This window comes from Mycobacterium sp. NGS49 (assembly GCF_059812565.1).
The window spans coordinates 210924-232292 of sequence record NZ_JCALCX010000002.1 but is presented as its reverse complement, the minus strand read 5'-3'; the positions used below and the strand labels follow the sequence as shown (position 1 = coordinate 232292).

The 21369-nt window shown below is 65.2% G+C and carries 21 protein-coding genes and 2 pseudogenes; 11 read left to right on the top strand and 12 right to left on the bottom strand.

Annotation, left to right across the window (positions count from 1 at the left end; all coding sequences use genetic code 11):
- Positions 1-73: 73 nt before the first annotated feature.
- Genes AC5Y7D_RS02985 through AC5Y7D_RS02970 form a run of 4 tightly spaced genes read left to right on the top strand, consistent with a single transcriptional unit; the run spans position 74 to position 3651 of the window.
- Entirely contained in the window at positions 74-433 is a 360-nt protein-coding gene (locus tag AC5Y7D_RS02985; RefSeq protein WP_499921377.1) for a Rieske (2Fe-2S) protein, read from the top strand.
- Positions 434-438: 5 nt separating this feature from the next.
- Complete coding sequence (locus AC5Y7D_RS02980) at positions 439-1488, top strand: amidohydrolase family protein (RefSeq protein WP_499921708.1); 1050 nt, start codon at positions 439-441, stop codon at positions 1486-1488.
- The gene (locus tag AC5Y7D_RS02975; protein ID WP_499921375.1) at positions 1485-2657 is read left to right on the top strand and encodes an amidohydrolase family protein; all 1173 of its coding nucleotides are present in this window, start codon (positions 1485-1487) and stop codon (positions 2655-2657) included. The genes AC5Y7D_RS02980 and AC5Y7D_RS02975 overlap by 4 nt, the downstream gene beginning before the upstream one ends.
- Before the next feature lie 34 nt (positions 2658-2691).
- Positions 2692-3651, top strand: coding sequence for an alpha/beta hydrolase fold domain-containing protein (locus AC5Y7D_RS02970; protein WP_499921373.1), 960 nt, complete (start codon positions 2692-2694; stop codon positions 3649-3651).
- 79 nt (positions 3652-3730) lie between these two features.
- On the opposite strand, the gene AC5Y7D_RS02965 is transcribed toward AC5Y7D_RS02970, so the two are convergent.
- Together AC5Y7D_RS02965 and AC5Y7D_RS02960 are read right to left on the bottom strand one after the other, a co-directional pair.
- On the bottom strand, positions 3731-4336 hold the full coding sequence (locus tag AC5Y7D_RS02965) for a hypothetical protein (RefSeq protein ID WP_499921706.1): 606 nt from the start codon (positions 4334-4336) through the stop codon (positions 3731-3733).
- 122 nt (positions 4337-4458) lie between these two features.
- On the bottom strand, positions 4459-5328 hold the full coding sequence (locus AC5Y7D_RS02960) for an Rv1363c family protein (protein ID WP_499921371.1): 870 nt from the start codon (positions 5326-5328) through the stop codon (positions 4459-4461).
- A 184-nt stretch (positions 5329-5512) separates the two neighbouring features.
- On the opposite strand from AC5Y7D_RS02960, the gene AC5Y7D_RS02955 reads away from it, so the two are divergent.
- Together AC5Y7D_RS02955 and AC5Y7D_RS02950 are read left to right on the top strand one after the other, a co-directional pair.
- Positions 5513-6643, top strand: a complete 1131-nt coding sequence (locus tag AC5Y7D_RS02955) for an acyl-CoA dehydrogenase family protein (protein ID WP_499921368.1) — start codon at positions 5513-5515, stop codon at positions 6641-6643.
- Positions 6640-7875 carry an acyl-CoA dehydrogenase family protein gene (locus tag AC5Y7D_RS02950; protein ID WP_499921366.1) on the top strand — a complete coding sequence of 412 codons (1236 nt, stop codon included), beginning with the start codon at positions 6640-6642 and terminating at the stop codon, positions 7873-7875. The genes AC5Y7D_RS02955 and AC5Y7D_RS02950 overlap by 4 nt, the downstream gene beginning before the upstream one ends.
- 8 nt (positions 7876-7883) lie before the next feature.
- Here the strand turns inward: AC5Y7D_RS02950 and AC5Y7D_RS02945 are convergent, their stop codons facing one another.
- The 4 genes from AC5Y7D_RS02945 to AC5Y7D_RS02930 all read right to left on the bottom strand — a co-directional run bounded on the left by AC5Y7D_RS02945 (position 7884) and on the right by AC5Y7D_RS02930 (position 12888).
- Positions 7884-9848 carry a SpoIIE family protein phosphatase gene (locus tag AC5Y7D_RS02945; RefSeq protein WP_499921364.1) on the bottom strand — a complete coding sequence of 655 codons (1965 nt, stop codon included), beginning with the start codon at positions 9846-9848 and terminating at the stop codon, positions 7884-7886.
- A 139-nt stretch (positions 9849-9987) separates the two neighbouring features.
- Positions 9988-10413 (bottom strand): anti-sigma factor antagonist, encoded by a 426-nt coding sequence (locus tag AC5Y7D_RS02940; RefSeq protein ID WP_499921362.1) that lies wholly within the window; start codon positions 10411-10413, stop codon positions 9988-9990.
- A gap of 149 nt (positions 10414-10562) precedes the next feature.
- Positions 10563-11768: an amidohydrolase family protein gene (locus AC5Y7D_RS02935; RefSeq protein ID WP_499921359.1), complete on the bottom strand. Its 1206-nt coding sequence runs from the start codon at positions 11766-11768 to the stop codon at positions 10563-10565.
- Positions 11769-11847: 79 nt separating this feature from the next.
- Positions 11848-12888, bottom strand: coding sequence for a hotdog fold thioesterase (locus AC5Y7D_RS02930; protein ID WP_499921357.1), 1041 nt, complete (start codon positions 12886-12888; stop codon positions 11848-11850).
- Here AC5Y7D_RS02930 and AC5Y7D_RS02925 point away from each other — a divergent pair.
- On the top strand, positions 12784-13230 hold the full coding sequence (locus AC5Y7D_RS02925) for a 9-bladed beta-propeller domain-containing protein (RefSeq protein ID WP_499921354.1): 447 nt from the start codon (positions 12784-12786) through the stop codon (positions 13228-13230). The genes AC5Y7D_RS02930 and AC5Y7D_RS02925 overlap by 105 nt on opposite strands.
- Here the strand turns inward: AC5Y7D_RS02925 and AC5Y7D_RS02920 are convergent.
- Positions 13182-13499 (bottom strand): WhiB family transcriptional regulator, encoded by a 318-nt coding sequence (locus AC5Y7D_RS02920; protein WP_499921352.1) that lies wholly within the window; start codon positions 13497-13499, stop codon positions 13182-13184. The two genes, AC5Y7D_RS02925 and AC5Y7D_RS02920, sit on opposite strands and share 49 nt — an antisense overlap.
- 345 nt (positions 13500-13844) lie before the next feature.
- On the opposite strand from AC5Y7D_RS02920, the gene AC5Y7D_RS02915 reads away from it, so the two are divergent.
- Both AC5Y7D_RS02915 and AC5Y7D_RS02910 read left to right on the top strand, forming a co-directional pair.
- Positions 13845-14978, top strand: coding sequence for an FHA domain-containing protein (locus AC5Y7D_RS02915; protein WP_499921349.1), 1134 nt, complete (start codon positions 13845-13847; stop codon positions 14976-14978).
- Positions 14979-15030: 52 nt separating this feature from the next.
- Positions 15031-15411, top strand: a pseudogene (locus tag AC5Y7D_RS02910) (MinD/ParA family ATP-binding protein); the annotation flags it as partial.
- Between the two features lie 69 nt (positions 15412-15480).
- On the opposite strand, the gene AC5Y7D_RS02905 reads toward AC5Y7D_RS02910, so the two are convergent.
- Positions 15481-16584: a hypothetical protein gene (locus tag AC5Y7D_RS02905; protein ID WP_499921348.1), complete on the bottom strand. Its 1104-nt coding sequence runs from the start codon at positions 16582-16584 to the stop codon at positions 15481-15483.
- An 18-nt stretch (positions 16585-16602) separates the two neighbouring features.
- Positions 16603-17052 (bottom strand): hypothetical protein, encoded by a 450-nt coding sequence (locus AC5Y7D_RS02900; protein ID WP_499921346.1) that lies wholly within the window; start codon positions 17050-17052, stop codon positions 16603-16605.
- A gap of 206 nt (positions 17053-17258) precedes the next feature.
- Here AC5Y7D_RS02900 and AC5Y7D_RS02895 point away from each other — a divergent pair.
- Together AC5Y7D_RS02895 and AC5Y7D_RS02890 are read left to right on the top strand one after the other, a co-directional pair.
- Positions 17259-17444: pseudogene (locus tag AC5Y7D_RS02895) on the top strand (MinD/ParA family ATP-binding protein); the annotation flags it as partial.
- Between the two features lie 230 nt (positions 17445-17674).
- The gene (locus tag AC5Y7D_RS02890; RefSeq protein ID WP_499921344.1) at positions 17675-19108 is read left to right on the top strand and encodes a B12-binding domain-containing radical SAM protein; all 1434 of its coding nucleotides are present in this window, start codon (positions 17675-17677) and stop codon (positions 19106-19108) included.
- Positions 19109-19338: 230 nt separating this feature from the next.
- Here the strand turns inward: AC5Y7D_RS02890 and AC5Y7D_RS02885 are convergent, their stop codons facing one another.
- From AC5Y7D_RS02885 to AC5Y7D_RS02875, 3 genes are all read right to left on the bottom strand, one after another.
- Entirely contained in the window at positions 19339-19638 is a 300-nt protein-coding gene (locus AC5Y7D_RS02885) for a hypothetical protein (RefSeq protein ID WP_499921342.1), read from the bottom strand.
- A gap of 577 nt (positions 19639-20215) precedes the next feature.
- On the bottom strand, positions 20216-20674 hold the full coding sequence (locus AC5Y7D_RS02880; RefSeq protein ID WP_499921340.1) for a ParA family protein: 459 nt from the start codon (positions 20672-20674) through the stop codon (positions 20216-20218).
- Positions 20675-20679: 5 nt separating this feature from the next.
- Complete coding sequence (locus AC5Y7D_RS02875; protein ID WP_499921338.1) at positions 20680-21270, bottom strand: hypothetical protein; 591 nt, start codon at positions 21268-21270, stop codon at positions 20680-20682.
- Positions 21271-21369 lie beyond the last annotated feature (99 nt).

The window sequence follows — 21369 nt, the reverse complement described above, 5'->3', positions numbered from 1 at the left end:
AAATGAATGTTGCTATCATAATATAAATAGCTATCTAGACAACGAGCGGCCGGGCGGAAGGCGGTGATGCGGGGTGCCGCAACGCCGATTCGTGTGCTCGATCGACGAACTACCGCCCGGTGCGATGAAGCTCGTCGATGTCGGAAAGTTCGGGGTAGGGGTGTACAACGTGCGCGGCTCGCTGCACGCGATCGTGAACTACTGCTCGCACGAGGGTGCGCCGCTGTGCCTGGGCCCGGTGGGCGGCACCAATGAGCCCGCACCAGAGGAGCCCGACGGCGTGCGTCGGGTGCGCGACGGCCAGATTATCCGATGCCCTTGGCACAACTGGGAATTCGACATCACCACCGGACGCAATGTGGCCGATCCAACCCGGCGGGTCCGTACCTACCAGGTCGACGTCACCGACGGGGAGGTGTTCGTCACCGCATGACCGCAATGATCATCGACACCAATGTGCAACCGCATTTCCGCTACAACGCCGAGATCCGGCGGTATTTGCCCGCCGCCCACAAGCTGCGGTCGATCCCCGATGTCGAGCAGCAGTGGTACCAGGCGCCCGGCGGCGACTACCGGACCGACCTCTACGGCGAGGGCTACCCGGGATCGGATCCCCAGATCGTCGGCCGGCATCTGTTCGACGAAGGCGGGGCGAGCTACGCCATCCTCAACCCGCTGACCCGCGGCAACATCGCCGACTACCTGCTGAACAGCCGGATCTGCGCCGCGGTCAACGACTGGCTGCTGGATCGGTGGCTCGAGCCCGACAAGACCGACCGGTTCCGCGGGACCATCCGGGTGAATCCGGAAGACCCCCGGGGCGCGGTCGCCGAGATCGAGCGCCTGGGAGCTCATCCAAAGCTGGTCCAGGTCGGCATTCCGATGCAGTCCCGCGAGCCCTACGGCAAGCCGGTGTTCGAGCCGATCTGGGAGGCGGCTGCCGCATTCGGTCTGCCGGTGGCGGTACACATCAACGGCGGCAACGGCGTCGACCATCCGCCCACGTTCGCCGGACACGCCCACACCTACCCCGGTTACGCGGCCTTCATGCCACTGAACTATTTCGTGCACCTCGCCACGCTGATCGTCGAGGGGGTGTTCGGCCGGAATCCGGGATTGAAGTTCGTGTTCGCCGACGGCGGCTACGACATCCTCACCCCGTTGATGTGGCGGCTGGACACCTTCTGGCTGTCGATGCGGGATCAGACGCCGTGGGTGGACCGCTACCCCAGCGAATACCTGCCGGGCCATGTCCGGTTCTGCTCTTCGGCGTTGGACGGGCCGCCTGACGCCGCGCAGGCGGATCGGTGGCTGGACTTCTCCGGAAAGGCCGACCTGGTGATGTACGGATCGGGCTACCCGCACTGGTCGACGTCTGCCGCGGCCGACGCGGCTGACGGTCTCGGTGCCGAGCAGCGCCGGAAACTGTTGTGGCGCAATGCCAGTGAGCTGTACGGGTTGAAGGTGAGCGAAAGGGCCACACCATGACGATCGTGGAACGACTCGAGTCGCCGACCGGGCAGGAGATTGCGGTCACGGTCGTCGACACCGACGTGCACCCGCTGCCGGTCTCGACCGAGGTGCTCAAGTCCTACGCACCGGCTGACTGGGTGGACAAGATCTGGCCGACCGGCAACGCGGTGACGCCGGTGCCGCATTTCTACGACACACCGGACTCCTACAAGACGATGTCGATGCGGCTGGACGCCGCCCCGCCCGGCGGCGGATTCGCCGGCAGCGACCCCGACTATGCCGCCAAACAGCTGCTGGTCGACGCCGGAGTCAGCATCGCCTCACTGGAGCCGATGTGCGATGCGCAGCTGCCGCAGGCCGAGCACGTGCTCAAGTCGACCTACAACGACTGGCTCGCCGACATCTGGTTGGACCGGCACAATTGGCACGGCCGCTGGCGCGGTTCGATCAGCGTCAGCGCGCAAACGCCGGAGCGGGCGGCGCGCGAGGTGGAGCGCTGGGCGGGCCATCCGTTCATGCATCAGGTGCTGATGACACCGCAGACTCGCGGAATACCTTTCGGAAGCCCGCATTTCGACCCGTTGTATGAGGCGGCGGCACGCAACGGCCTGCCGGTGGCCACCCATCTGATGGGGCAGACCCCGTTCGAGCTCATCCCGCTGTACCCGGTCGGCAATCCCGCACACTGGCACGACTTCTTCGCATCCTGGCCGCTGCTGTATGTGTCGCATTTGATGAGCCTGGTATTCGACGGCGCGTTCGACCGCCACCCCGATCTGCGGGTGGTGTTCATCGAGGGCGGGTTTACCTGGGCGATGCCGGTGATGACGCGCATGGACCGGATCTGGGAGGCGCGCCGCGGCGACCTGCCGCACGTGCGCCGACGTCCCTCGGAGTATGTGCGCGAGCACGTGCGGTTCACCACTCAGCCGCTCGAGGATGCCGACACGGTGCAGTTCCGCGAGTACCTGGAAATGATGGACCTGGGCGACAATTTGATGTTCTCGACGGACTACCCGCACTGGAGCTACGACTCGCCCCTGTATGCCATCAACCGTTTCCCCCGCAAGCAGCGAGAGCGGATCATGCGCGGCAACGCGACCGCGCTGTATGGTCTGCCCGCAACCGTGCCGGCCCTGCCGGGGGAGAGCACCGACGACGGTAGGTTCACGATTAGCCGTTGAAGTCCGTTCCAGGTGGCCGGAAGATCAGAGGGGCATGACACAAGCGAATCTCACGCGGCCGCAGGGCCTTGGCCGCATCGATCCCGAGCTCAGAGACGCCGCCGCGGCGCTGCATATGGTCGATTTCAGCGCCGCGACCCTCGCTGCGGAGCGGGAGCGTGCCGATCGGGCCGCCGCCGAGCGGGCCGCCGCGGCCCACACCGCCGGTGTCACCGTTGAGTCGCGGTCGATAACGGTCCGCGACGGCGATGCGTTGGAGTTGCGGCTGTACCGGGGCGCCACCGAAGCCGTTGTGCCGCTGGTGATCTACGCACACGGCGGCGCATTCGTCACCGGCAACCTGGACACCGACCATGCGCGCTGTGTGGAATTGGCCCGCGACGCAGACTGTCTACTGATTTCGGTCGATTACCGACTCGCGCCCGAGCACCCCTGTCCCGCCGCGCTCGACGACGTGGCGGCGGCGCTGTGGTACGCGGTCGAGCACGCCGCCGAACTGAACATCGATGCAAGTCGCCTGGCCGTGATGGGCCGCGACGCCGGAGCCGCTCTGGTCGCCGGACTGGCCCAGCGGGTGTTCGACGCGGAAGGGCCGAGGATCGCGGTGCAGATTCTGCATCAGCCCATGCTCGACTCGGACGCGACGCCGTCGCGGCGGGAGTTCCAGCGCACCCCGGGTCTCAACGGCCCTGCGGTCAGCCGGGCGTGGGGCCACTACCTCGGGCATCCCACGGCCACCGGTCAACTTGTGCCCGCACACCGCGCGAACCTGGAAGGGCTGCCGCCGGCATTCGTCAGCTGTTCAGACGTCGACCCGTGCCGCGACGAAGCCATCGACTACGCCAACCGGTTGCTGCACGCCTACGTCCCAGCCAGCCTGCATGTGGTCGCCGCAACGTTCCACGGCTTCGACTCGGTGGTGCCGGATTGGATTGTCTCGCAAGAGAACCGCGCGCTACACGCTCAGACGCTGCGGCGCGCGTTCGCCGTCTGAGCCCACGCGCCGAGCGTGCAGGCAAGGCGATATCCGTCGCGATTCGCCGCTGTCACCACACGCTCGGCAGGAGCCGCGGCTAGACCGGCGTGAACTTGGTGATCAGCCACTTGCCGTCGACCAGCGACAGGTTCACCAGCGCGCTGCTGGCCGCCATCGACGGTTCGGGGTTGTCTTTGCTGGTCGTGCTCTGGTTCACGAACACCAGCACGACGGCGGAGTCCGGATGCAACTCCTGCATGCCGGCGCGCATCACATGAGCAGAGGTCTTCAGCTGCTTCTGCTTGGCCGCCGGAGCGACGATCTGCTGCGTGAACTGGTCGTAATAGGAGAGAAAGTCACCGGACAGATGCGACCTGGCGGAAGCGAAGTCCTTGTCGAGGCTGTCGGGTGCATAGGACAGCAACGCGACCGTGCCATCCGAGGCCGCCTTGATCGCCGCTCGCGCGACGCTGGGGCTGGTCCGCTGATCCGGCTGGTGGTAATGGGTGTAGAGCCAGGCCGTGACGCCGCCGGAAAGCAATACGAGCACGATCAGGATCACCGGGACCGGCTTGACGGTGATCTGCCGACGCCAGATGTTGCGCCGCGAGTTGCGCTTGGGCGGAGCCGGTTCGACGGGTTGAACCTCGGCCTCGTCCTCGCGGTCGAGGTCGTCGGAGCTGCTCTCATCGACGTCGCCCACCGCGTCATCGTCGCCGTCGTTCTCGTATTCTTCGCCGGGCGCATCGGGGACCGAGTCGACCACCTCGGTCTCGGTGTCGGGGGCCGGGTCCTTGGTCACGTCCACACCGCGTTCGTCATCGCTCACGGCACGAACTCGACTTTCGACATCTTGTACTGTCCGTCCTCTTCGGTCACGGTCACCCGAAGCCGCCACGGGCGCGGCTCATCCTTGGCGCCCGCGGAACTGGTGACACGGGAGGTCGCCGACACCAGCACCTGGGCGGAGTGTCCGTCCATGGATTCGATCGCCGCCGCGTTCACCGTGCCCTCGGTCACCACTTTGGATTGTTCGACCACTTTGGTGAAGTCGGCGGCGCGCTGCTGAAAGTCGTCCCGGAATTCACCGGTGGAACTGTCGATGACCCGCTGCACATCTTCCTTGGCTTTCTTGAAATCCAGCGAAGTCATATTGACCACACCCTTTTTGGCGCCGGCGATGAACGCCGCTGCCTGCTGCTCGCGATCGTTGGCTTGGTGGTGCTGCCACATGAAGTAGGTGCTGATCCCGGTGAAGCCGAGGATGAGCAGCACCGCAACCACATTGGCGATCGTCGACAGCTTGGGGAAATGCACGGCGCCGCGCAGCCGGCCCCGGCGGGACGGCTGTGCAGCTACTTCCGGCTCGAGCTCGCTGTAGTTGGCCGACTCGTCGTAATCGGCTGCTTGTTCGTCGGCGTCTTCGTACTCCTCCGACTCTTCGTAGTCTTCGTACTCGTCGGACTCGTCGGACTCGTCGGACTCGTCGTACTCGTAGTCCTCGTCGTCGTAATCGTCGTCATCGTCGTCATCGTCTGCGGCGGCGAGAGCTTCACGGCGAAGCCGTGCGGCGCGGGCCTTGGCGCGTGCCGCGGCGGCCAGCGCCTCGGCCTCGGCGGCTTCGGCCTCGGCTTCCGCGGCCAACGCCAGCACGTCGGCCTTCGATGGCACTGCGTCGTCGTCTGTCTCAGCCATTTCGGCTAGCGCTCGTCATTATCGACTGAACTCCGGTATCTCTTACGGTATCGCCCATTGGTAACATCGGAGTCGCCAGCGAACTCCGACGAGGACCGATCAGGCGGATGATCAATCACCCAATCTTTTCCCCCGACTTCCTTCACGACGGCGAAGGAATGCCGCGGAACGTCCGGCCGGCATCATGACCGCTGTCGACTCTCCCGAAAAGATACTCTTTACCTCAACCAGCCAAGCATTTCTGTCCAAAGAAGCGTCGCTGCGTCATGTCCGGGAACTGCACGCCGCGGGCATGTCATGGGACCCCCCGTGGTGGCGGCGGGCCGCCGAACTGGGTTGGACCGGCCTGCTGGTTCCGGAGGAACTGGGCGGCGGCAGCGTATCGGGTGACGGGGTCGCGGATCTGGCCGCGGTCGCCGAGCTGCTGGGCAAGACGGTGGCACCTGGGCCGCTGTTCCCGGTCAGTACGGTGCTCGCCGGCCTGGTGGACTGCGCCGAACGGGAATCGCACGCGGCGTTGATCGATTCGTTGGTCTCCGGTCAGACGGTCGCCTCGTGGGCGGTGTCGGAACCGCGCCGGGGCTGGGCGCCGCTGCAGCCGACGGTTACCGCGACCGCCGTCGACTCGGGAGATCGCAACTTCCGTATCCAGGGCGTCAAGGACCGGGTCGAGGCCGGATCCCAGAGCGCGGTGTTGCTGGTGGTGGCCCGCTGCGCCGACCAGGTACGTCAGTTTCTGGTACCGACCGATGCGCCGGGCGTACGCGTCACGCCCGTTCAGTCGGTCGACTTGGTCAAGCAGTACGCGCGGGTGGAGTTCGACGGCGCCGTCGCATCCGCGACGGTCGGCAGTGCCGCCGAGACCGAGGGTCTGATCGAGCGGCAGAGCCAGATTGCGCAAGTGTTGCAGTGCGCCGAGTCGGTCGGCATATTGCAGACCGTTTTCGACTTCACCGTGCAGTGGGCGCTGGACCGGCACAGCTTCGGTCGGCCGCTGGCGTCGTACCAGGCGCTCAAACACGGATTCGCCGATATGAAGCTGTGGCTGGAAGCGTGTCGCGCAACGACGGCCGCGGCCGTCGCCGACGTCGCGGCCCGCGGACCCGAGGCGGGCCTGTCGGCGAGCATCGCCAAGTCCTATGTGGGTGAGGTGGGCGGTGAGATCGTGCAGCGATGTGTGCAGATGCACGGCGGGATCGGCGTTACCTGGGAACACGATCTGCACCTTTACCTGCGGCGGATCACGTTGTACCGATCCATGTTCGGCACACCCGAAGAGCACAACGTCAGGGTTTACCAGGCCGGTGCCAGATGAGTTCCATCGAAACGGTTGCTGAATTCGCGGCCCGGGCCAGAACCTGGCTGGCCGAGAACATGCCGCGCATCGATCCCGAGTCGCCACCGGCCGTGCCGCGCGACGCCGAGCAGTCTTGGCAGCGGGCACGGGAGCTGCAAAAGCGGCTGCACGCAGGCGGATTCGCGGGCATCTGCTTTCCCCGTGAATACGGTGGCCAGGGTTTGGACTATGAATACCAGCGGGCTTTCGACGTCGAATCCCGCAATTACGAAATGCCGTTGATCCTCAACGTGCCGACCTTCACCATCTGTTGCGCCACCCTGCTCGACACTGGCAGCGAAGAGCAGAAGAAGCAGCACATCGCCGCTGCGCTGCGCGGAGACGAGGTCCTGGTGCAGCTGCTCTCCGAACCCAGCGGCGGCTCGGATCTGGCCGGGGTGCTCACGCGTGCCGAACGTCAGGGCGATCGCTGGGTCATCAACGGCGCCAAGACCTGGAGCACCAGCGCCTTCGCCGCGGACTACGGACTGTGCCTGGCCCGCACGGACTGGGACGTGCCCAAGCACGACGGGCTGACCATGTTCCTGGTTCCCATCAACCACCCGGGCATCACTTTGCGACGCATCACCCAGGTGAGCGGTGGTGCCGAGTTCTGCGAGGAGTTCCTCGACGGGGTGGACGTCGGCGACGACGCCGTGGTCGGTGAAGTCAACCAGGGCTGGGCGGTCGCGTCACGGCAGCTCTACCACGAGCGGCGCGCCGTCGGGCAGGGCTCGGAGTTCGCCAGCGGCTCGGGCAGCGAGGGCGGACACACCATGCCCGTGGATTACGCCGATCTGCTGGCCCGCACCGGGCAGGTCGGCAGCGAGCGCGCCCAGGAAATGGCAGGCCGTGCGCTGGTGCACCGTGCGGTCGCCGAGCAACTGATCAACCACGTCTACCGCAGTGTCAGGGACGGTTCACTGCCGCCGGCCGCAGGCACGCTGATCCGGCTGTTCCACGCCGAGACGGTGATGCTCGAGATGGATACCGCGCTGGCGATCGCCGGTCCGGCCGGGGTGGTGGGGGAACCGGGCGAAGGCCTGCAGACCGGGTTGCGGTATCTGTCGCGCCAGTCGGTCGCGATCGGCGGCGGCACCACCGAGATGGCCCGCAATGTCATCGGGGAGCGGGTGCTGAATTTTCCGCGGGAGTTCGCCGCCGACCGTGGGGTGCCGTTCAACCAGGTACGGCACGGCAAGACGCGGTAGCTGCCCGGTCAGTCCTCGACCAGGATGTCTGCCGAGTCTCCACTACTGACCGGGATCTGAACGAGGGACAGGACGTGGTGGGCGGGGCTACCCGGCGGGGCTACCAGCACGCATTCGCCGCCCTGCTTGCGGGCACGCTCCCGTGCCGCGGCCAGGGCACTGACGCCGGCTGACCCGAGATGGGTGACGGCACTCAGATCGATCGTCAAAGACGCTATGCCAGAACGGCTCTCGACCGCGATCTGGCGATCCAAAGTGGCCGCGGTGTTCGAGTCGACCTCGCCGCGCACCACGATCCGGCCACCCTCGGTGACCAGCGTGACGAATTCGCTGTCGATCTCGCGCTGGTGAGCGACTCGGTTTGCTATCGGATCGCTGACGAACTTCACCGGCCGGGTGAGCCGGTGGCTGAGCGTGGCAGTGGTGCCGTCGAGGGTGTGCATCACGTGCGATTCGGTCACCAGCGCCTCTGCCATCGCCAGGCCGCGCCCGCGACCCTTCTCACCCTCGCGGTGGTCTTTCCATTCGCCGCGGTCGATTACCGATGCCCGCAACCTGCCGTCGTCGCCCAGTGCGGCTTCCACGATTACGCCGTCCGGAACCTCGGTCCCGTAACCGTGTTCGACCGCGTTCTCGACGAATTCGGAGATTGCGTGCACCACATCGGAGACATCGGTGCTGTCCGCACCGATCTCGTAAAGCCACTCCCGCAGCTTGGCCCGGATGCCTCGGGCGGCGTTAATATTCGCATCCGTCTGGATGTGCAGCGGCGGGATGGGCGTCCGGCGCTGTACCGCAAGCAGCGTGACGTCGTCGCTGTAACCTGTTGAGCGCAAGAGCAATTCGAGTGTGTCTGAACAGAGGCGGTCGACCGGCCGGGCGGGCGAGTCGAGTACGAAGCCGCGAGTGCCGGCGGCGATACTGCCGGCCAGATCCGCGAATTCCGCGGTGCTGGCCACCAGCGGGCGGCCGGGGCGTTCGATCAGGCCGTCGCTGTAGAGCAGCACTGCGTCGCCGATGTCGAGAAGCTCGGTGCGCAGCGGGAATCCGGTGCCGCTGCCCAGCGGGCCGCCGCCGGAGGGCTGGACATAGCGCGCGGTCGCGTCGGCCGCGACGATCAGCGGGGGCGGGTGTCCGGCGGTGCAATACTGAAATTCGCCCGTAGTCAGGTCGAGTGAGCCGACGCAGATGGTGGCCGCCTTCGATCCGGGGACCTGCTCGTGGAATCGGTCGAGGGCTTCGAGTGCTTCGACGATCGTGTGGCCCGCGGTGATCTGCATGCGCAGCGCGGTGCGCAGCTGCGACATCACCGCCGCCGCTTCGACGCCATGGCCGACGACGTCACCGACGATCAGCACCAACCGTCCCTCGAGGGCCAGTGCATCCAGCCAGTCACCGCCGGCCGCGGTGTCCTCGGCCGCGACCAGGTATTCGGCCGCGATGTCAGCTCCGGGAACCACCGGGACCGACGCGGCCAGCAGTGCCTGCTGCATGACGATCGCCGAATCGCGGACGTTGCGATAGCGCTGCGAGAGCTCCTCGACACGTGCCTCCGCGGCCAGCCGCGCCTGCACACGGGCGGTCACGTCGTCGAAGACCAGCTGTACGCCCTCGATGGTTCCTTGCGGGCCGCGCCGGGGCGTGACCAGGAAGTCGAAATAACGCTCTTCGAGTCCGGATCCTTGTAGGTCGACCTGTAATCGCCACTCGGCTCCCGACTGTGGCTCGCCGGTGCGATAAACCCGGTCGAACATGTCGTAGATCTGCTGGCCCTCGAGCTCGGGATAAACCTCTTTGGCCGTCATGCCGACCGGGTTCAGCGACGGATTGAAGGCGCGGAAGGCCGCATTGACCGCGATGAAGCGGTGGTCGGGCCCGTCCAGGCCGACCACCATCGCAGGGATGTTCTCGAAGATGCGCCGCACGTCATCAGCCGCGCCCACCGTCGTATCCCAGTCCTTCTCGGCCGACATATTGGCCGTACCTCCCGCGGACCTATGGAGCAAACAAGTCGGGTGCGCTGACGCCAGCGTCAAGCAACAACAACCAGACTATCAATCCGCCGCACGCGTACCACGCACCAATATTTTCCGGGGCGGGCCGGTCGCTCGATTACGCCGCGGCCAGCGCCGATTCCGTGGTGGGGTGCACGGGCAGCATGTGGCCGAAGGCGCACGCCTCCACGATGCGTGCTACACCGGGGTCGCTGCTCACCAGCCGCAGCGTGATGCCGTGGCGGCGGCAGCGATCGGCTTCTTCGGCCAACACTGCGAAAGCGCAGCAACCCATGAAATCGAGCCCGCTGACGTCGACGACGAGTGGTCCGGGTCGAGTGGCTACCGCCGAAGCTTCGGCCACCAGACCCCGCCAGGTGTGCTCGTTGGCCGCGTCTACTTCACCACCGGCGCGAATGACCACCGCCGAGCCGCTGCGGACGGTGGTGGCCCGCAGCGTGCTGGTCGGTTCACCCAGCTCCAGGGACAGCCGGTCACTCAACTGCACCGGAATGGAGAAAGAGTCGGACGGACCCAGGTTCATCGTGCACCCCCAACTATGCCGCGCGGAAAGCATCCCCCCGATTGGAATATCCACTGCGCGACCGAACGACAAAGTGTTGCCTTGTGTATAGCAGAATCTGCGGGCGGATTAGGCCGAATGGCGAGATCCGACCATGGACCGCCCAATCGTCAGGCAGAGACCGGCTTCTTGGCAGGCTGGGAGACCTTCATCAACTTCATCAGGTTGCCACCCATGATCTTGGCGATATCCGCCTCGTCGAAGTCGGTCAGCTCGTCAACGAAGGAGATGGGGTCCTTGAGGCCTTCCGGGTGCGGCCAGTCGGAACCGAACAACACCCGATCGGTACCCACCATCTTGACGATCTCGGTGAATCGGTCCTCCCAGAACGGGGTGATGTAGACGCAGCGCTTGAACGCCTCGATGGGGTCCTCGCTGAACGATTGCGGCATTTTCTTGTAGACGCCCTTGAGGCCTTTGAACAGGTCGGGCACCCAGTCGGCGCCGTTCTCGATCGACAGGATACGTAACTCCGGGTTGCGAGACAGCGCGCCATGGCACACCAGCGCACCCATTGCGTCCAGGATCGGCCGGTGCCCCATCGCGAAGCTGCGGAAGGCGGTCGGCTTGAACGGCAGGAACTCGTCGCCGGGCTCCCAGACGTTCGCGAACTCGGAGTAGCCACTGTCCGAGGCGTGCATCGACACCGGAAGCTCGGCTTTGATGCAGGCCTGCCAGAACGGGTCGAACTCCTCGAGGCCGAATGAGCGGCTGCCCTTGTAGCCGGGCACCGGCGCAGGGCGGACCAGCACGGTGCGGGCGCCGCGCTCCAAGACCCATTCGAGTTCTTCGAGCGCGCGCTCGACGATGGGCAGGGTGATCACCGGCGTCGCGAAGATGCGGTCCTGGTAGTTGAACGACCACTGCTCGTACATCCATTGGTTGAGCGCGTGGATGACGTCGTGCGTCATCTCCGGGTCGTCCTTCATCCGCTCCTCGACCAGGCTGGCCAGCGTCGGGAACATCAGCGCGTAGTCGATGCCGAGCTCGTCCATGACCTCGAGGCGCGCCCCTGGTTCGCGGAAGGCGGGAATGGCCTTCATCGGCTCGCCGAGGATCTCCCGATAGGACTTGCCCTGCGCGCCGTTGCGGAAGTAGTCCTCCTGAGCGCCGGGCCGGGCCACCACCTCGAAGGTCGGGTTGGGGATGTACTCGCTGATGTGGCCGCGCACCACGATCTTGGTGCGGCCGCGCACCTGCACATAGTCGATGACGCGCTTGCGGTTCTCGGGCAGGAACTTGGTCAGCGCCTCCTGCGGCTCGTACATGTGGTTGTCGGCGTCGAAGACGGGGAAGGGAAGTTCGCGAGACGGCATGGCGATCTCCTGTAGAAGTCTTGATCTCGGTGAATGGTAATCACGTTACCACCTATCGTCGGAGACGATTTGAAGTCGGTCAGTCGTTGGCGGAAGTGTCCGGGTCCGGAAGGCCGACAATGGCGAAGTTCACGGTCGCGGTAGCCGCCAACTCGGTGTCGCTGTCGCCGAAGATGTCGATCTGCATCACCAGCGACCGGCGCCCCGCTCGCAGTACCTTCGGGACGGCGAGCGCCGAGCCGTGCCGGATCGGCCGCAGGTAGCGGATGACGAGGTCGGCGGTCGTCATCGCGGTGCCCGGCTGCAGGTACTGCAGGCCAAGTTGGCCGCCTGCCACGTCGGCCAGGGTGGCGATCAGGCCGCCCTGTAGCGCGCCCGAGGTGTTGACCACGGCTGGGCTGACCGGCATCGTCATCGCGAACCCGTCCTGGGATCGACCCTGGTGAAAGCCGGCCGGGCGCAGGCCGATCTGCGCGAACAGGTCCGCCAGTGAGCGATCCGGTGTGTCGTCGTCGGTTTCCCGGATACCGAGGGCGCGGCTGCAGAAGTCGTACAACTGGCCCGAGTCGATCGGTGTGCCGTTCAGTTCGGTTCCCAGCCAATGCAATCGGAGCGCGCCGACCATGGTTTGCATGACGATCGCCGCGGCGGCACCGACGTCCAGGCCGGGATTGAAGACGCCCTCGGTGATGCCTTGTCCGATGATGTCGCGCATCAGCCGGTGCAGCGGGGAGAGGACCCGGGCGTATTCGCGGGGACGGGTCTCGGCCAGGTTCTGGTTGTAGAGGCTCAGCGCCCGGTTCAGGCTGTCCTGGGTCGACGACTCCGGCTGGGCGCCGACGCGGTCGATGATCAGCTTGAGCGCGGCGGTGCTGTCCAGACCGGCGGTCTCGGCACGCCAGGTGTCGGCCGCCTGACTCATGGTGCGCTCGAAGAGCGCCAGCAACAGCTCATCCTTGCTGGCGAAGTGCTGGTAGAAGGCGCGCAGTGAAGTCTTGGAACGGGCCACGACTTCTTGCACGGTGAAGTCGGTGCGCCCGGTCTCGCCCAGGATTTCGACCGCGGTCTTGATGAAGCGGTCGGCGCGGGTGACTTCGGCTTCATCGGTGGGGCCGGCCATGGGCGGTCTCCTCTTCGGCGACGTTACGGACGCTGTGAGAATGAGGTTACCGCCCGGCCCGGAGGCGCCAAGGTGTACATCAGGACCACGGGCAGCGGCGACGGCGTGGAATCTACCTGGCAGCAATGGGACCTACGCACCGCAGCGCCCGGTGCCGCGTGCAGCGTGGCCCTGGGGCCCGCCTACGCCGCCTCCGGCGGCGACCGTCGTGGTCACCAACAGCCATGCCGGCGTCGTGTCTCACTTTGTGGCCATCGACACCGAGGCACTTGGCACGACTTCGGCACCACGGATCAGTTGCGCGAACCGCGGGGGCGGCCGCGGCGCCGCGGACGGACGTAATAGCCACCGCGTTCGGCCAGCGCACGCAGGCGGCGCAACGCGAAGTCGCGCGCCCGCCCGGACTCGGGGATCACCACTCCCGCCCACAAGCCCTCCACGCCCGTGACTTGGTAGGCCTCGCTTGCGCACAGCCACCGTCGCGGGCAAACAAGGCACAGCGCCTTGGCCTCGTCGTCGGGCTCGGTGGTCGTCCACCGCTCCGGCTGGGTGGTGCACGCCGGAACGTATTCGTTCAGCGGTGTGGACAACGGAATCGCCGTTGCAGTCATCGCTTTCCTTCCAGTTCGGACGCGTGTGCGCCGTCGTTGCGACGACATAACCACAAATCTAGCACTGACGCAACATCTAAAACGTAGCGGCTACAACTTTGTAATAACCTTGCCCGTATTAGACGTATGTACTACAACTGAACTGTGGCGCACGTCTTGCCCGGATTTGTACCAGGCCGCGGGGCTTTGCGAGAGAAAACGACATACATGCCGGTCAAAGCGATTATCTGCAGTGTGCCGGCTGCGGGTGCGTCGCGGGAAAGATGTAGCATCTACCAACGCGGTGCTGAAGGATGGCTGTAGCGACGTGCCCGACGATTCGGGGTCCGAGCCGGGGGAGAAGCAGTGACGTCTGACCAGGCGGTGTACAAATGGCCGCCCGCCCTAGTGGTACGACTCGGCGACGAGGTTCACACTCTGGACCCTCGAGCCGGTGTCGCCATCATCGGCCGGGACAACTCGGCGACCGTCCGGCTTGCCGACGAGCGGATATCTCGGTGGCATGTGCGGCTCGAACCGCATCGCGACGGCTGGCAGGCGATCGACACCAGCACCAACGGCATGTTCCTCGACGGCGTACGGCGCAGTTCGGTGCTGGTTGCGCACGCTACCACCCTGCATCTGGCCAACCCCGAAGGTTTTGCGGTCACCCTCACCCCCCAAGCGCCCGCTGAAGATGTCACCGGCATCCTCGAAACGCCCGAGCTTGACGAGGACGAGTGGTGGGAGGCCGATGTCGACCCGGGCGTCGCGCGTGCCGGTCAGGCCGTGGCCGCGCGTCGCAACGAACTCGAGATCACTCAGCGTGGCCTGGCCAAGGACAAGATCATCAACGCCGGCACCCTGATCGCCTTCGAGAAGGGACGCAGCTGGCCGCGCCGCGGCACCTTGGCCAAGCTCGAGAAAGCGCTGCAGTGGTCACCAGGCACCATCGCCCGCATTCGCAGCGGATCCGCGGTGGTGCCGATCAACGGCCCCAGCACTGCGCCGTCAGAGATGCCGGGCGCGGCCGACGAGCCAACCGAGTCGCTCACCGACACCGTCCGGGCGCCGCTGATGGCCGAGGCCGTCGAGCTGGCCATGCACACCATCAGTGCGGCCACCGCTGAGCTACCCGAGCCGTCGGATCCCGCGTTCACCCCGAAGGTCAGCAACATTCTGGCTGACCTGCGCAAACTCGAGAACGTGGCGGCCAGCGCGGCGCGAAACGCCAGAGGCACCCCCTCGGTTGTGCTGGCGCTGAGCACGGTGCGCCGCACCTACAACGAGGTGATGGCCATGGCCGCCCGGTCGCCGAATGCGACGCTGGGGCAACGGCTCTACGGGGCGCGTCACCGCGCCCAACTCAGCATCGACGAGGCCGCCGCCGCTGCGGGTCTCCCCGCCGAGTTGTTGTCCGACGCGGAGGCCGAACGCCCCGTCCCAGATGACGTCGCCGCCCTGATTGCGACGCTCATCGGACAGCTTTCGGTCAGCTAAACGTCCGGTATCGCGGCTCGTCCGAGACCGGCTGCTGCCGGGCGGGTGTCGTCGCAACATCAACCGCTACGCCGACTTTCGCAATCACACGTGAATGGCGACCAGCTGGCTGGAAGTGCTTGCCAGCGAGCAGGATCCGGCGGTGTCGGAAGTGTTAGGCGCTGACGACTATCGGCGAACGGTCGACATTCTGCGGCACTACTACAACATCATCGTGACCGACTGCGGCACCGGCATCATGCATTCGGCGATGTCGGCCGTCTTGGACCTGGCGCACACCAACGTGCTGGTCAGCTCGCCCGCGATCGACGCTGCGCGCAGCGCTTCAGCCACACTGGATTGACTTGTGCAACGTGGGCATTCGGGTCTGGTGCGGGAGGTTCACGTGGTGCTGAGTGCCTCCCGCCCGGGTTCGGCGGCGCTAAAGCTGGACTAGCTTCGCTAGATCCGGCGAAGCCGGAATTTTGAGTCAAGTTTGACGTATCTGGGCTGGATTGGGCGTTTATGCAGCCAATAGTGTTGTGCGGCTGAGGTTTTCCAGGGCGGTGTTGTAGGCGCGCGATGCTGCCTGTAGCGGTGGCACGCTGTTGTGGTCGGCCAGGTGCGCCAGGCCGGTGGACAGGAGTCGGTCATGTACACAGGTGAGGAAGTGGGCGGTGTGCAGGCCGCGGTCGGTAACGGCGTAGCTGTGGGTGTGCGGGATGCGGGTGATCAGACCTCGGGATTTGAGTCGGCGCGGGTCGTAGGTGGTTTGTCCGGCGGTGATGGCTCCCGCTGGCAGTCCGCGGAGCTCGGTTGTGAGGGTGCGCAGCTCGGCGCTGGTGAACCCGTGGGTTTGGCAGCCAAAGGTCAGTAGCGCCCCAAGCAGGGCCTGGCTGCGGGGTTCGGCCAGCCGCAGTGCGGGGATTCGGGTGCCGGAGCTGGTGGTGGTGGCGCCGGTAAGGGTCGCAAGTGCGTCGGCGCCGGTGATCGGGTCGTGGCTGAGTCGTTGGGCGTGCAGCAGACGTCGGTTGGCTAAGAAGCCGATCTCCCGCAGGGCGGGCAGATCAGTCAGCCGTTTGCCGATCGAAAAGTCGGTGGTGTCGGTGATGGTGGTTTCGGTGCGCAGCGCTTTTCCTTCCTTGTGATACTGCTTGATCCGGGTGTGCTTGTAGTCGATGTGCAGGCTGGGGGTGATGCCCTCGGTGATCACTCGGGTGCGAAACAACCCGGGCGTGCGGCGCGGTCCGCGCCTTACCAGCCGGCGATTGAAGATCAGGGTGACCTGGTCAGGGCGACCGATGTCGAGGTTGTCGCGGATGACCTGTTCTAAGAACATGCGGCCCGCCACCGGTTTGTCGAGCATCTGGGTTAGCGAGAATTCGGCCTGCAGGATCGACAATTCGTAGTGGTAGCCCGCAGCATGATCGACCGCGGTGAACGGCTGCGGCAGCAGGGCCAGCCACTTGACCAGCAACGCCTCGATGTGCCCGGGTCCCAGCCTGTCGCAGATCACTTGCAGGGCAGCCGGGTCCTCGACCGCGGCGAAGCCGTTACCCAGCGGGGTGAATGCGATGCCGGCCTTGGCGGCTTGGCGCTGGGCCCAATGGTTTCCGTTAGTGCACAACTTGGCGTTATAGGGGAACTAGGAGCAGAACTTGACGAAGAACGGGCCGAAGTCCTCATCAACGCAGTAGAAGTAGAAATGGTTGACCAGCCCGGTACTCGCAACGATCCACGGGTAAGAATCGCCGTTGGCGTTGCGGCGCTTCTCGGTGCGAAACAGTTTGGTCTTCTCCTGGGCGCGGCCCACGAACAGCACCCCCTCGGTGCCGGTGAACCGGGCCAAGTGCTCGTGGGCAATGTCGTCTTTGCGTTGCCCCTTGGTGAAATCCACCCACGCCAGCCCCTGGTCGCGGGCAAACCGGTGTACCGCCTTGTCGAACGCGTCGGTGATGCGGGCCAGCGGCGCGGTCGAAGCGAGCGGCAACCCCAGCTGCCGATGCACATAGGCCACCAGGCCAGCCGCGTACTGCAACCCCGGCACATAGACGTTGCAGAACATCCGATCAATACATTCGACCTCAAAGACCACATGCTCAGACAAGACATCATCAGCGGATCGCGCTACGGTCATCACAAGGCTCCGATCGGACGGGCGGCCAGTTAGGCCAACCAACCGCGCTATGCGGTTGATACACCGGATCGGTCCGCCGGTCACGGTCTCAACCCCTCCGACCGGAGCCCCAAACCAAAACCGACCACGACATGCCTCGTCGGGCTGGGGCGAAGCCCCGTTAGGTGTACGAACATTTCCAATCACGCTGCCGCTCCATCCACCTGATCCCGTTCGACCCACATTTGGCCGAGGGCGCCGAAGTCGATTTCGGTCGGTTGAACCCTGCTACGCGGCAGGCCTATCTCGAACTGGCGGGGTCAGTGGCGGAGAACTTCGGGCGGCTGCGTGCACCGCTGGAACAGGCGTAGCCGCAGGCAATCTGAGACGACCGTGGCATCGGTTGTGATCGCGGCCCGGTCCCGGGTGTCCCCCGATCGGTGGACATCAAAATCATCCCAAAGAAGCACCGATCAGCGGACAAATTGCGCCCGCCGCAAGGGAAGGATCTAGGCCAACCCGCAGCCAATCCGGACACGCGCCGCGGACACGGAATGCATACTTCACTCATTCATAGCCGATTTCGTTCAAGGAGGCCAACATGACGAGTCTTCTTGTCAATCCGCCCGGCGTCCGCCAATACGGACGTTCCTATGTTGGCGAACAGAAACTTGGCGATCCCCGGTTGTATGCGTCGTTGCCGATGGAGCATCTCGGGTTGATGTCCATCAAGGCTTACGCGGAGGCGCAAGGTCTCGACATCATCAGCGTCAATGGATTGGTTGCCGGGCATGGGTCCGTCGAGCAGACTTGGGCCGCCATGCAGGACGCGGTGCGCTGCTCTGGTACGCCTCGACTTATCGGCTTTTCGTCCATCGACACCTTTCCCGAGGTGCTTTGGTTAGCGCAACGTGCAAGACAAAGCTGGGAAGGCGTGCAAATCGCCTTGGGGAATGCGATCGCGACACTGAACTTCGATCGCATCCTGCGCGAACACGACTGCTTTGACTTCGTGATCGTCGGAGATGGAGAGGTCACATTCACCAAGCTCGCGATGGCTATCGAAAACGGTGCCGGTGTTGAAGATGTCCTCGGCGTGGCCCGCCGTGATGAGCAGGGAAGGGTCGTCTACCGACCGGCTCCGCTGGTCGACCTCGACGAATTGCCCTCTCCGGCTCGCGACGAGTTACCCACCGTCGTGGCAGATGGTTTTGCCGCGTCTGTGTTTTCCACCCGCGGATGCCCTTATCGCTGCACGTTTTGTGGTACCGGAGCGATGTCGTCCATGCTCGGCCGCGACAGCTATCGCGCCAAGTCGGTTGACCTCGTTGTCGATGAGATCGACTATCTGGTTTCGGAATTCGAACTTGATTTCGTCTTCATCAGCGACGACTTGTTCGTGTCCAAGCACCCCAGCTCACAGCAACGTGGCGCTGACTTCGCCGACGCCATCCTGGATCGGGGGATCGACATCAACTTCATGGTCGATATCCGGCTGGACTCCGTCGTCGATCTGAACTTGTACAAACACCTGCACAAGGCGGGTTTGCGGCGGGTATTCATCGGCGTGGAGACCGGGTCATACGATCAACTGCGGTCCTACCGCAAGCAGATTCTCAATCGCGGACAAGACGCCGCGGACACGATCAATTCCTTGCAGCAGCTCGGTATCGAGGTCATCCCTGGCACCATCATGTTTCACCCCACGGTCAAGCCCGACGAACTACGTGAGACGGCACGACTGCTGCGGGCGACGAAGTACACGAACGCATTCAAATTCATGGGGCGAATCCTTCCGTACCCCGGAACGCCGTTGTACCAGGAGTACTCGAATGCCGGTTACCTCACCGACGAATGGCCACTCGGCCAATGGGATTTCGTTGATCCGGAGGCCGCTCGGGTATATCACGATGTCGCCGCCCAAATCGGTCCGCACCCTGAGATCACCTTCGACGAGGCGGAGGCGTTCTTCCTCTCGCGGCTCGATGAATGGGAAGATGCCATCACCGGTCGAGTCATGGAAATGGCGAGCTGACTTCGTCTCGCGGTAAGACGGTTTGACGCTTAATCGCGGTAGCCGTCGAGTCCGAGATCCGTTCTTCGACCACGGTGCGATATTTGCTCCGGAACCGCTCGGCGTCGTCCACCACGGATTCCTAAGGCTCACCTGCGGCCTCGCAATCCGGCTCCCGCAGGTACGGGGAGGCTTTCCGGTTTGCAACGCGTAGACCACTTCCGTTGGCAGTCGGAAAGTTTCGACCACCGCTACAGCTCCGGCGGATCGGGCCAACCCGGTGTGGACACCGGGCTCTTGTCGATCGGAGGCGGGTTGGTCGCACAATCGGGATCCATGAACGGGTGCGTCGTGAATTTGTTGGTGTACCGGTCGCCGAACACCGACACCAATGGTGCTCGCGCCCGCCCCTTCTGGTTGGCCGGCGGCGCCACCCCTATCCATTGGTAGGTGATCGTGCGCTTATAGATGTTGTAGTGGTCCGGGAACGAACCTCGGGCGACCGAATCGTGGTGGCCGGCGATGTCGCAGGCGTTTTCGGCGGTGAGCATCCGGCGAGGAGCGCCACAACGCAGGTCGTTCCACACCAGCCGCGGACGCTGATCATCGATCGCAAGTGAGCGTCATTGCGCCTACCACGGGGCGCGCCCGTCATCGTCGTCTTGGTCATCGAGTCCGTCTCGCGTGGGTGTGCAAAGACGCCACTGGTACTGGATCTGGTGCTCACAGTATTCCTCGATCCGCTTGCGCTGCTGCACCGGAATGCTCCTGCCGTAGCACGGTTCTCGTCGAGCCAGTCGGCAATCCTTTCTTCGACCATGGCGTGATAGCGACGATGAAACCGCGCGGCGTCGTCCTCCGAGGGTTTCTCGGGTTCGGCAGCGACCCAGCGGTTGGCGATGCGCTGATGACCACAGTCGCGTTGGGAACGAGGTGCCCGCGGCCGTGGTGTTCTAGCCAGTCCAGTCCAGTCCAGCGCCGCGAACGCGCTGCGGGCGGCGTCGATCGCGGGTGAGGCGACCAACACGATGGCGTCGGCCTCGTCCAGCACGGCCGACATCGCCGAATGCACCAGCCCGGTGCCGCAGTCAGTGAGAATCAGGTTGTAGAACCGCTGCAGCAGGCGGATCACCACGCGGTAATCGGCCTCGAGAATGCCTCGGACGTCGCCGGATCACGCTCGGAGGCAGGGATTTCCAGCCGACTCGTGCTCTGTGAGGTGTGCCTGCGGATGTCGGAGTAGCGAAAGACGTTGTCGTCGAGCAACAAATCCCGAACCGTCGACCGGCTCTGGTCCGGGCCACGTTGGGCCAGCGTGCCGAAGTCGGGGTTGGCGTCCACCGCGATCACGCGGTCGCCCCGGATGGCCGCGAACGTCGACCCCAACCCGACCGTCGTCGTGGTCTTGCCCACGCCGCCCTTCATCGACGATATGGCGATGCTGTAGTCACCCCGCACCGGTTGACTTACCCGCGCCACCAACTTCTGCCGGGTGTTCTCCTGTTCGGACTCTTTGGGGTTGATACCGGTGACGCGGTGCACGACCTTGCGCCACCCGCTCTGCGGCAGCGGCCGGACGCGACGCACCAGTCTCAGGTCGGTGTGTGTGAGGGCATGCGCGGGTCCTGAGGGTGCTGCGGCGGAGCGCTCGGCGCCGCCCTGGTGAACGGCGTCGCCACCGGCGGCGGTGCGGGTGGGTTCAGCCTCGGATCGGGGCGCGGTGGCACGGGTTGCTCTGGGACAGCGGCCGCGACTGGTTGCGGCGGTGCCGGCGGGGGTGGCGATTCAGGAGCGGGCCGCCCGGGAATCGGCGCGGGACGGAACGGCATCTCCACAGCTGGCGAGACTTCCGCGGTCGGTCGCTCCGGCGGCGGGGGTGGCTCGATGAACACCGGTGGCTCGCTGAGTACCGGTGCCGGGCGGATCGGGGGCGCCGCGGCCGGGGGCGGTTCAGGCACTGGACGGTGTGGCAGCGGCGGCAGGTCCAGCACCCGGGTGCCCGCCGCCGAGGGTCCCGCAGGCGCCGGTACGTCCTCGGCCCCGGTGACAGCTTCCGACTCCACGGCCTCTTGCGCGAGCTTGGCGCGGATCTCCCGGACCGGGATCGGGTTGGTGTCCGCGTCACTACTGCGTTTGAACGCCTTGGACTGCGCGGTGGACTTCGGGGCGCCGGATCCGCTCACTATCGAGTTCTCGAAATCAGTTGGCCGGCAGTCATTCCAAGCACATTCTCCAATGCCGCACGGATCGGACGTCCCGGGGCTAGCGTCCGCCGCGCCCGA

What these genes read in the sequence shown, in the direction of transcription:
- AC5Y7D_RS02980 (WP_499921708.1), top strand. Translation starts at nt 439, where the DNA reads ATGATCATCGACACCAATGTGCAACCGCATTTCCGCTACAACGCCGAG.
- AC5Y7D_RS02950 (WP_499921366.1), top strand. Translation starts at nt 6,640, where the DNA reads ATGAGTTCCATCGAAACGGTTGCTGAATTCGCGGCCCGGGCCAGAACC.
- AC5Y7D_RS02920 (WP_499921352.1), bottom strand. Translation starts at nt 13,499, where the DNA reads ATGACTGCAACGGCGATTCCGTTGTCCACACCGCTGAACGAATACGTT.
- AC5Y7D_RS02885 (WP_499921342.1), bottom strand. Translation starts at nt 19,638, where the DNA reads ATGCTCACCGCCGAAAACGCCTGCGACATCGCCGGCCACCACGATTCG.
- AC5Y7D_RS02940 (WP_499921362.1), bottom strand. Translation starts at nt 10,413, where the DNA reads ATGAACCTGGGTCCGTCCGACTCTTTCTCCATTCCGGTGCAGTTGAGT.
- AC5Y7D_RS02970 (WP_499921373.1), top strand. Translation starts at nt 2,692, where the DNA reads ATGACACAAGCGAATCTCACGCGGCCGCAGGGCCTTGGCCGCATCGAT.
- AC5Y7D_RS02955 (WP_499921368.1), top strand. Translation starts at nt 5,513, where the DNA reads ATGACCGCTGTCGACTCTCCCGAAAAGATACTCTTTACCTCAACCAGC.
- AC5Y7D_RS02975 (WP_499921375.1), top strand. Translation starts at nt 1,485, where the DNA reads ATGACGATCGTGGAACGACTCGAGTCGCCGACCGGGCAGGAGATTGCG.
- AC5Y7D_RS02930 (WP_499921357.1), bottom strand. Translation starts at nt 12,888, where the DNA reads ATGGCCGGCCCCACCGATGAAGCCGAAGTCACCCGCGCCGACCGCTTC.
- AC5Y7D_RS02945 (WP_499921364.1), bottom strand. Translation starts at nt 9,848, where the DNA reads ATGTCGGCCGAGAAGGACTGGGATACGACGGTGGGCGCGGCTGATGAC.
- AC5Y7D_RS02960 (WP_499921371.1), bottom strand. Translation starts at nt 5,328, where the DNA reads ATGGCTGAGACAGACGACGACGCAGTGCCATCGAAGGCCGACGTGCTG.
- AC5Y7D_RS02890 (WP_499921344.1), top strand. Translation starts at nt 17,675, where the DNA reads ATGACGAGTCTTCTTGTCAATCCGCCCGGCGTCCGCCAATACGGACGT.
- AC5Y7D_RS02935 (WP_499921359.1), bottom strand. Translation starts at nt 11,768, where the DNA reads ATGCCGTCTCGCGAACTTCCCTTCCCCGTCTTCGACGCCGACAACCAC.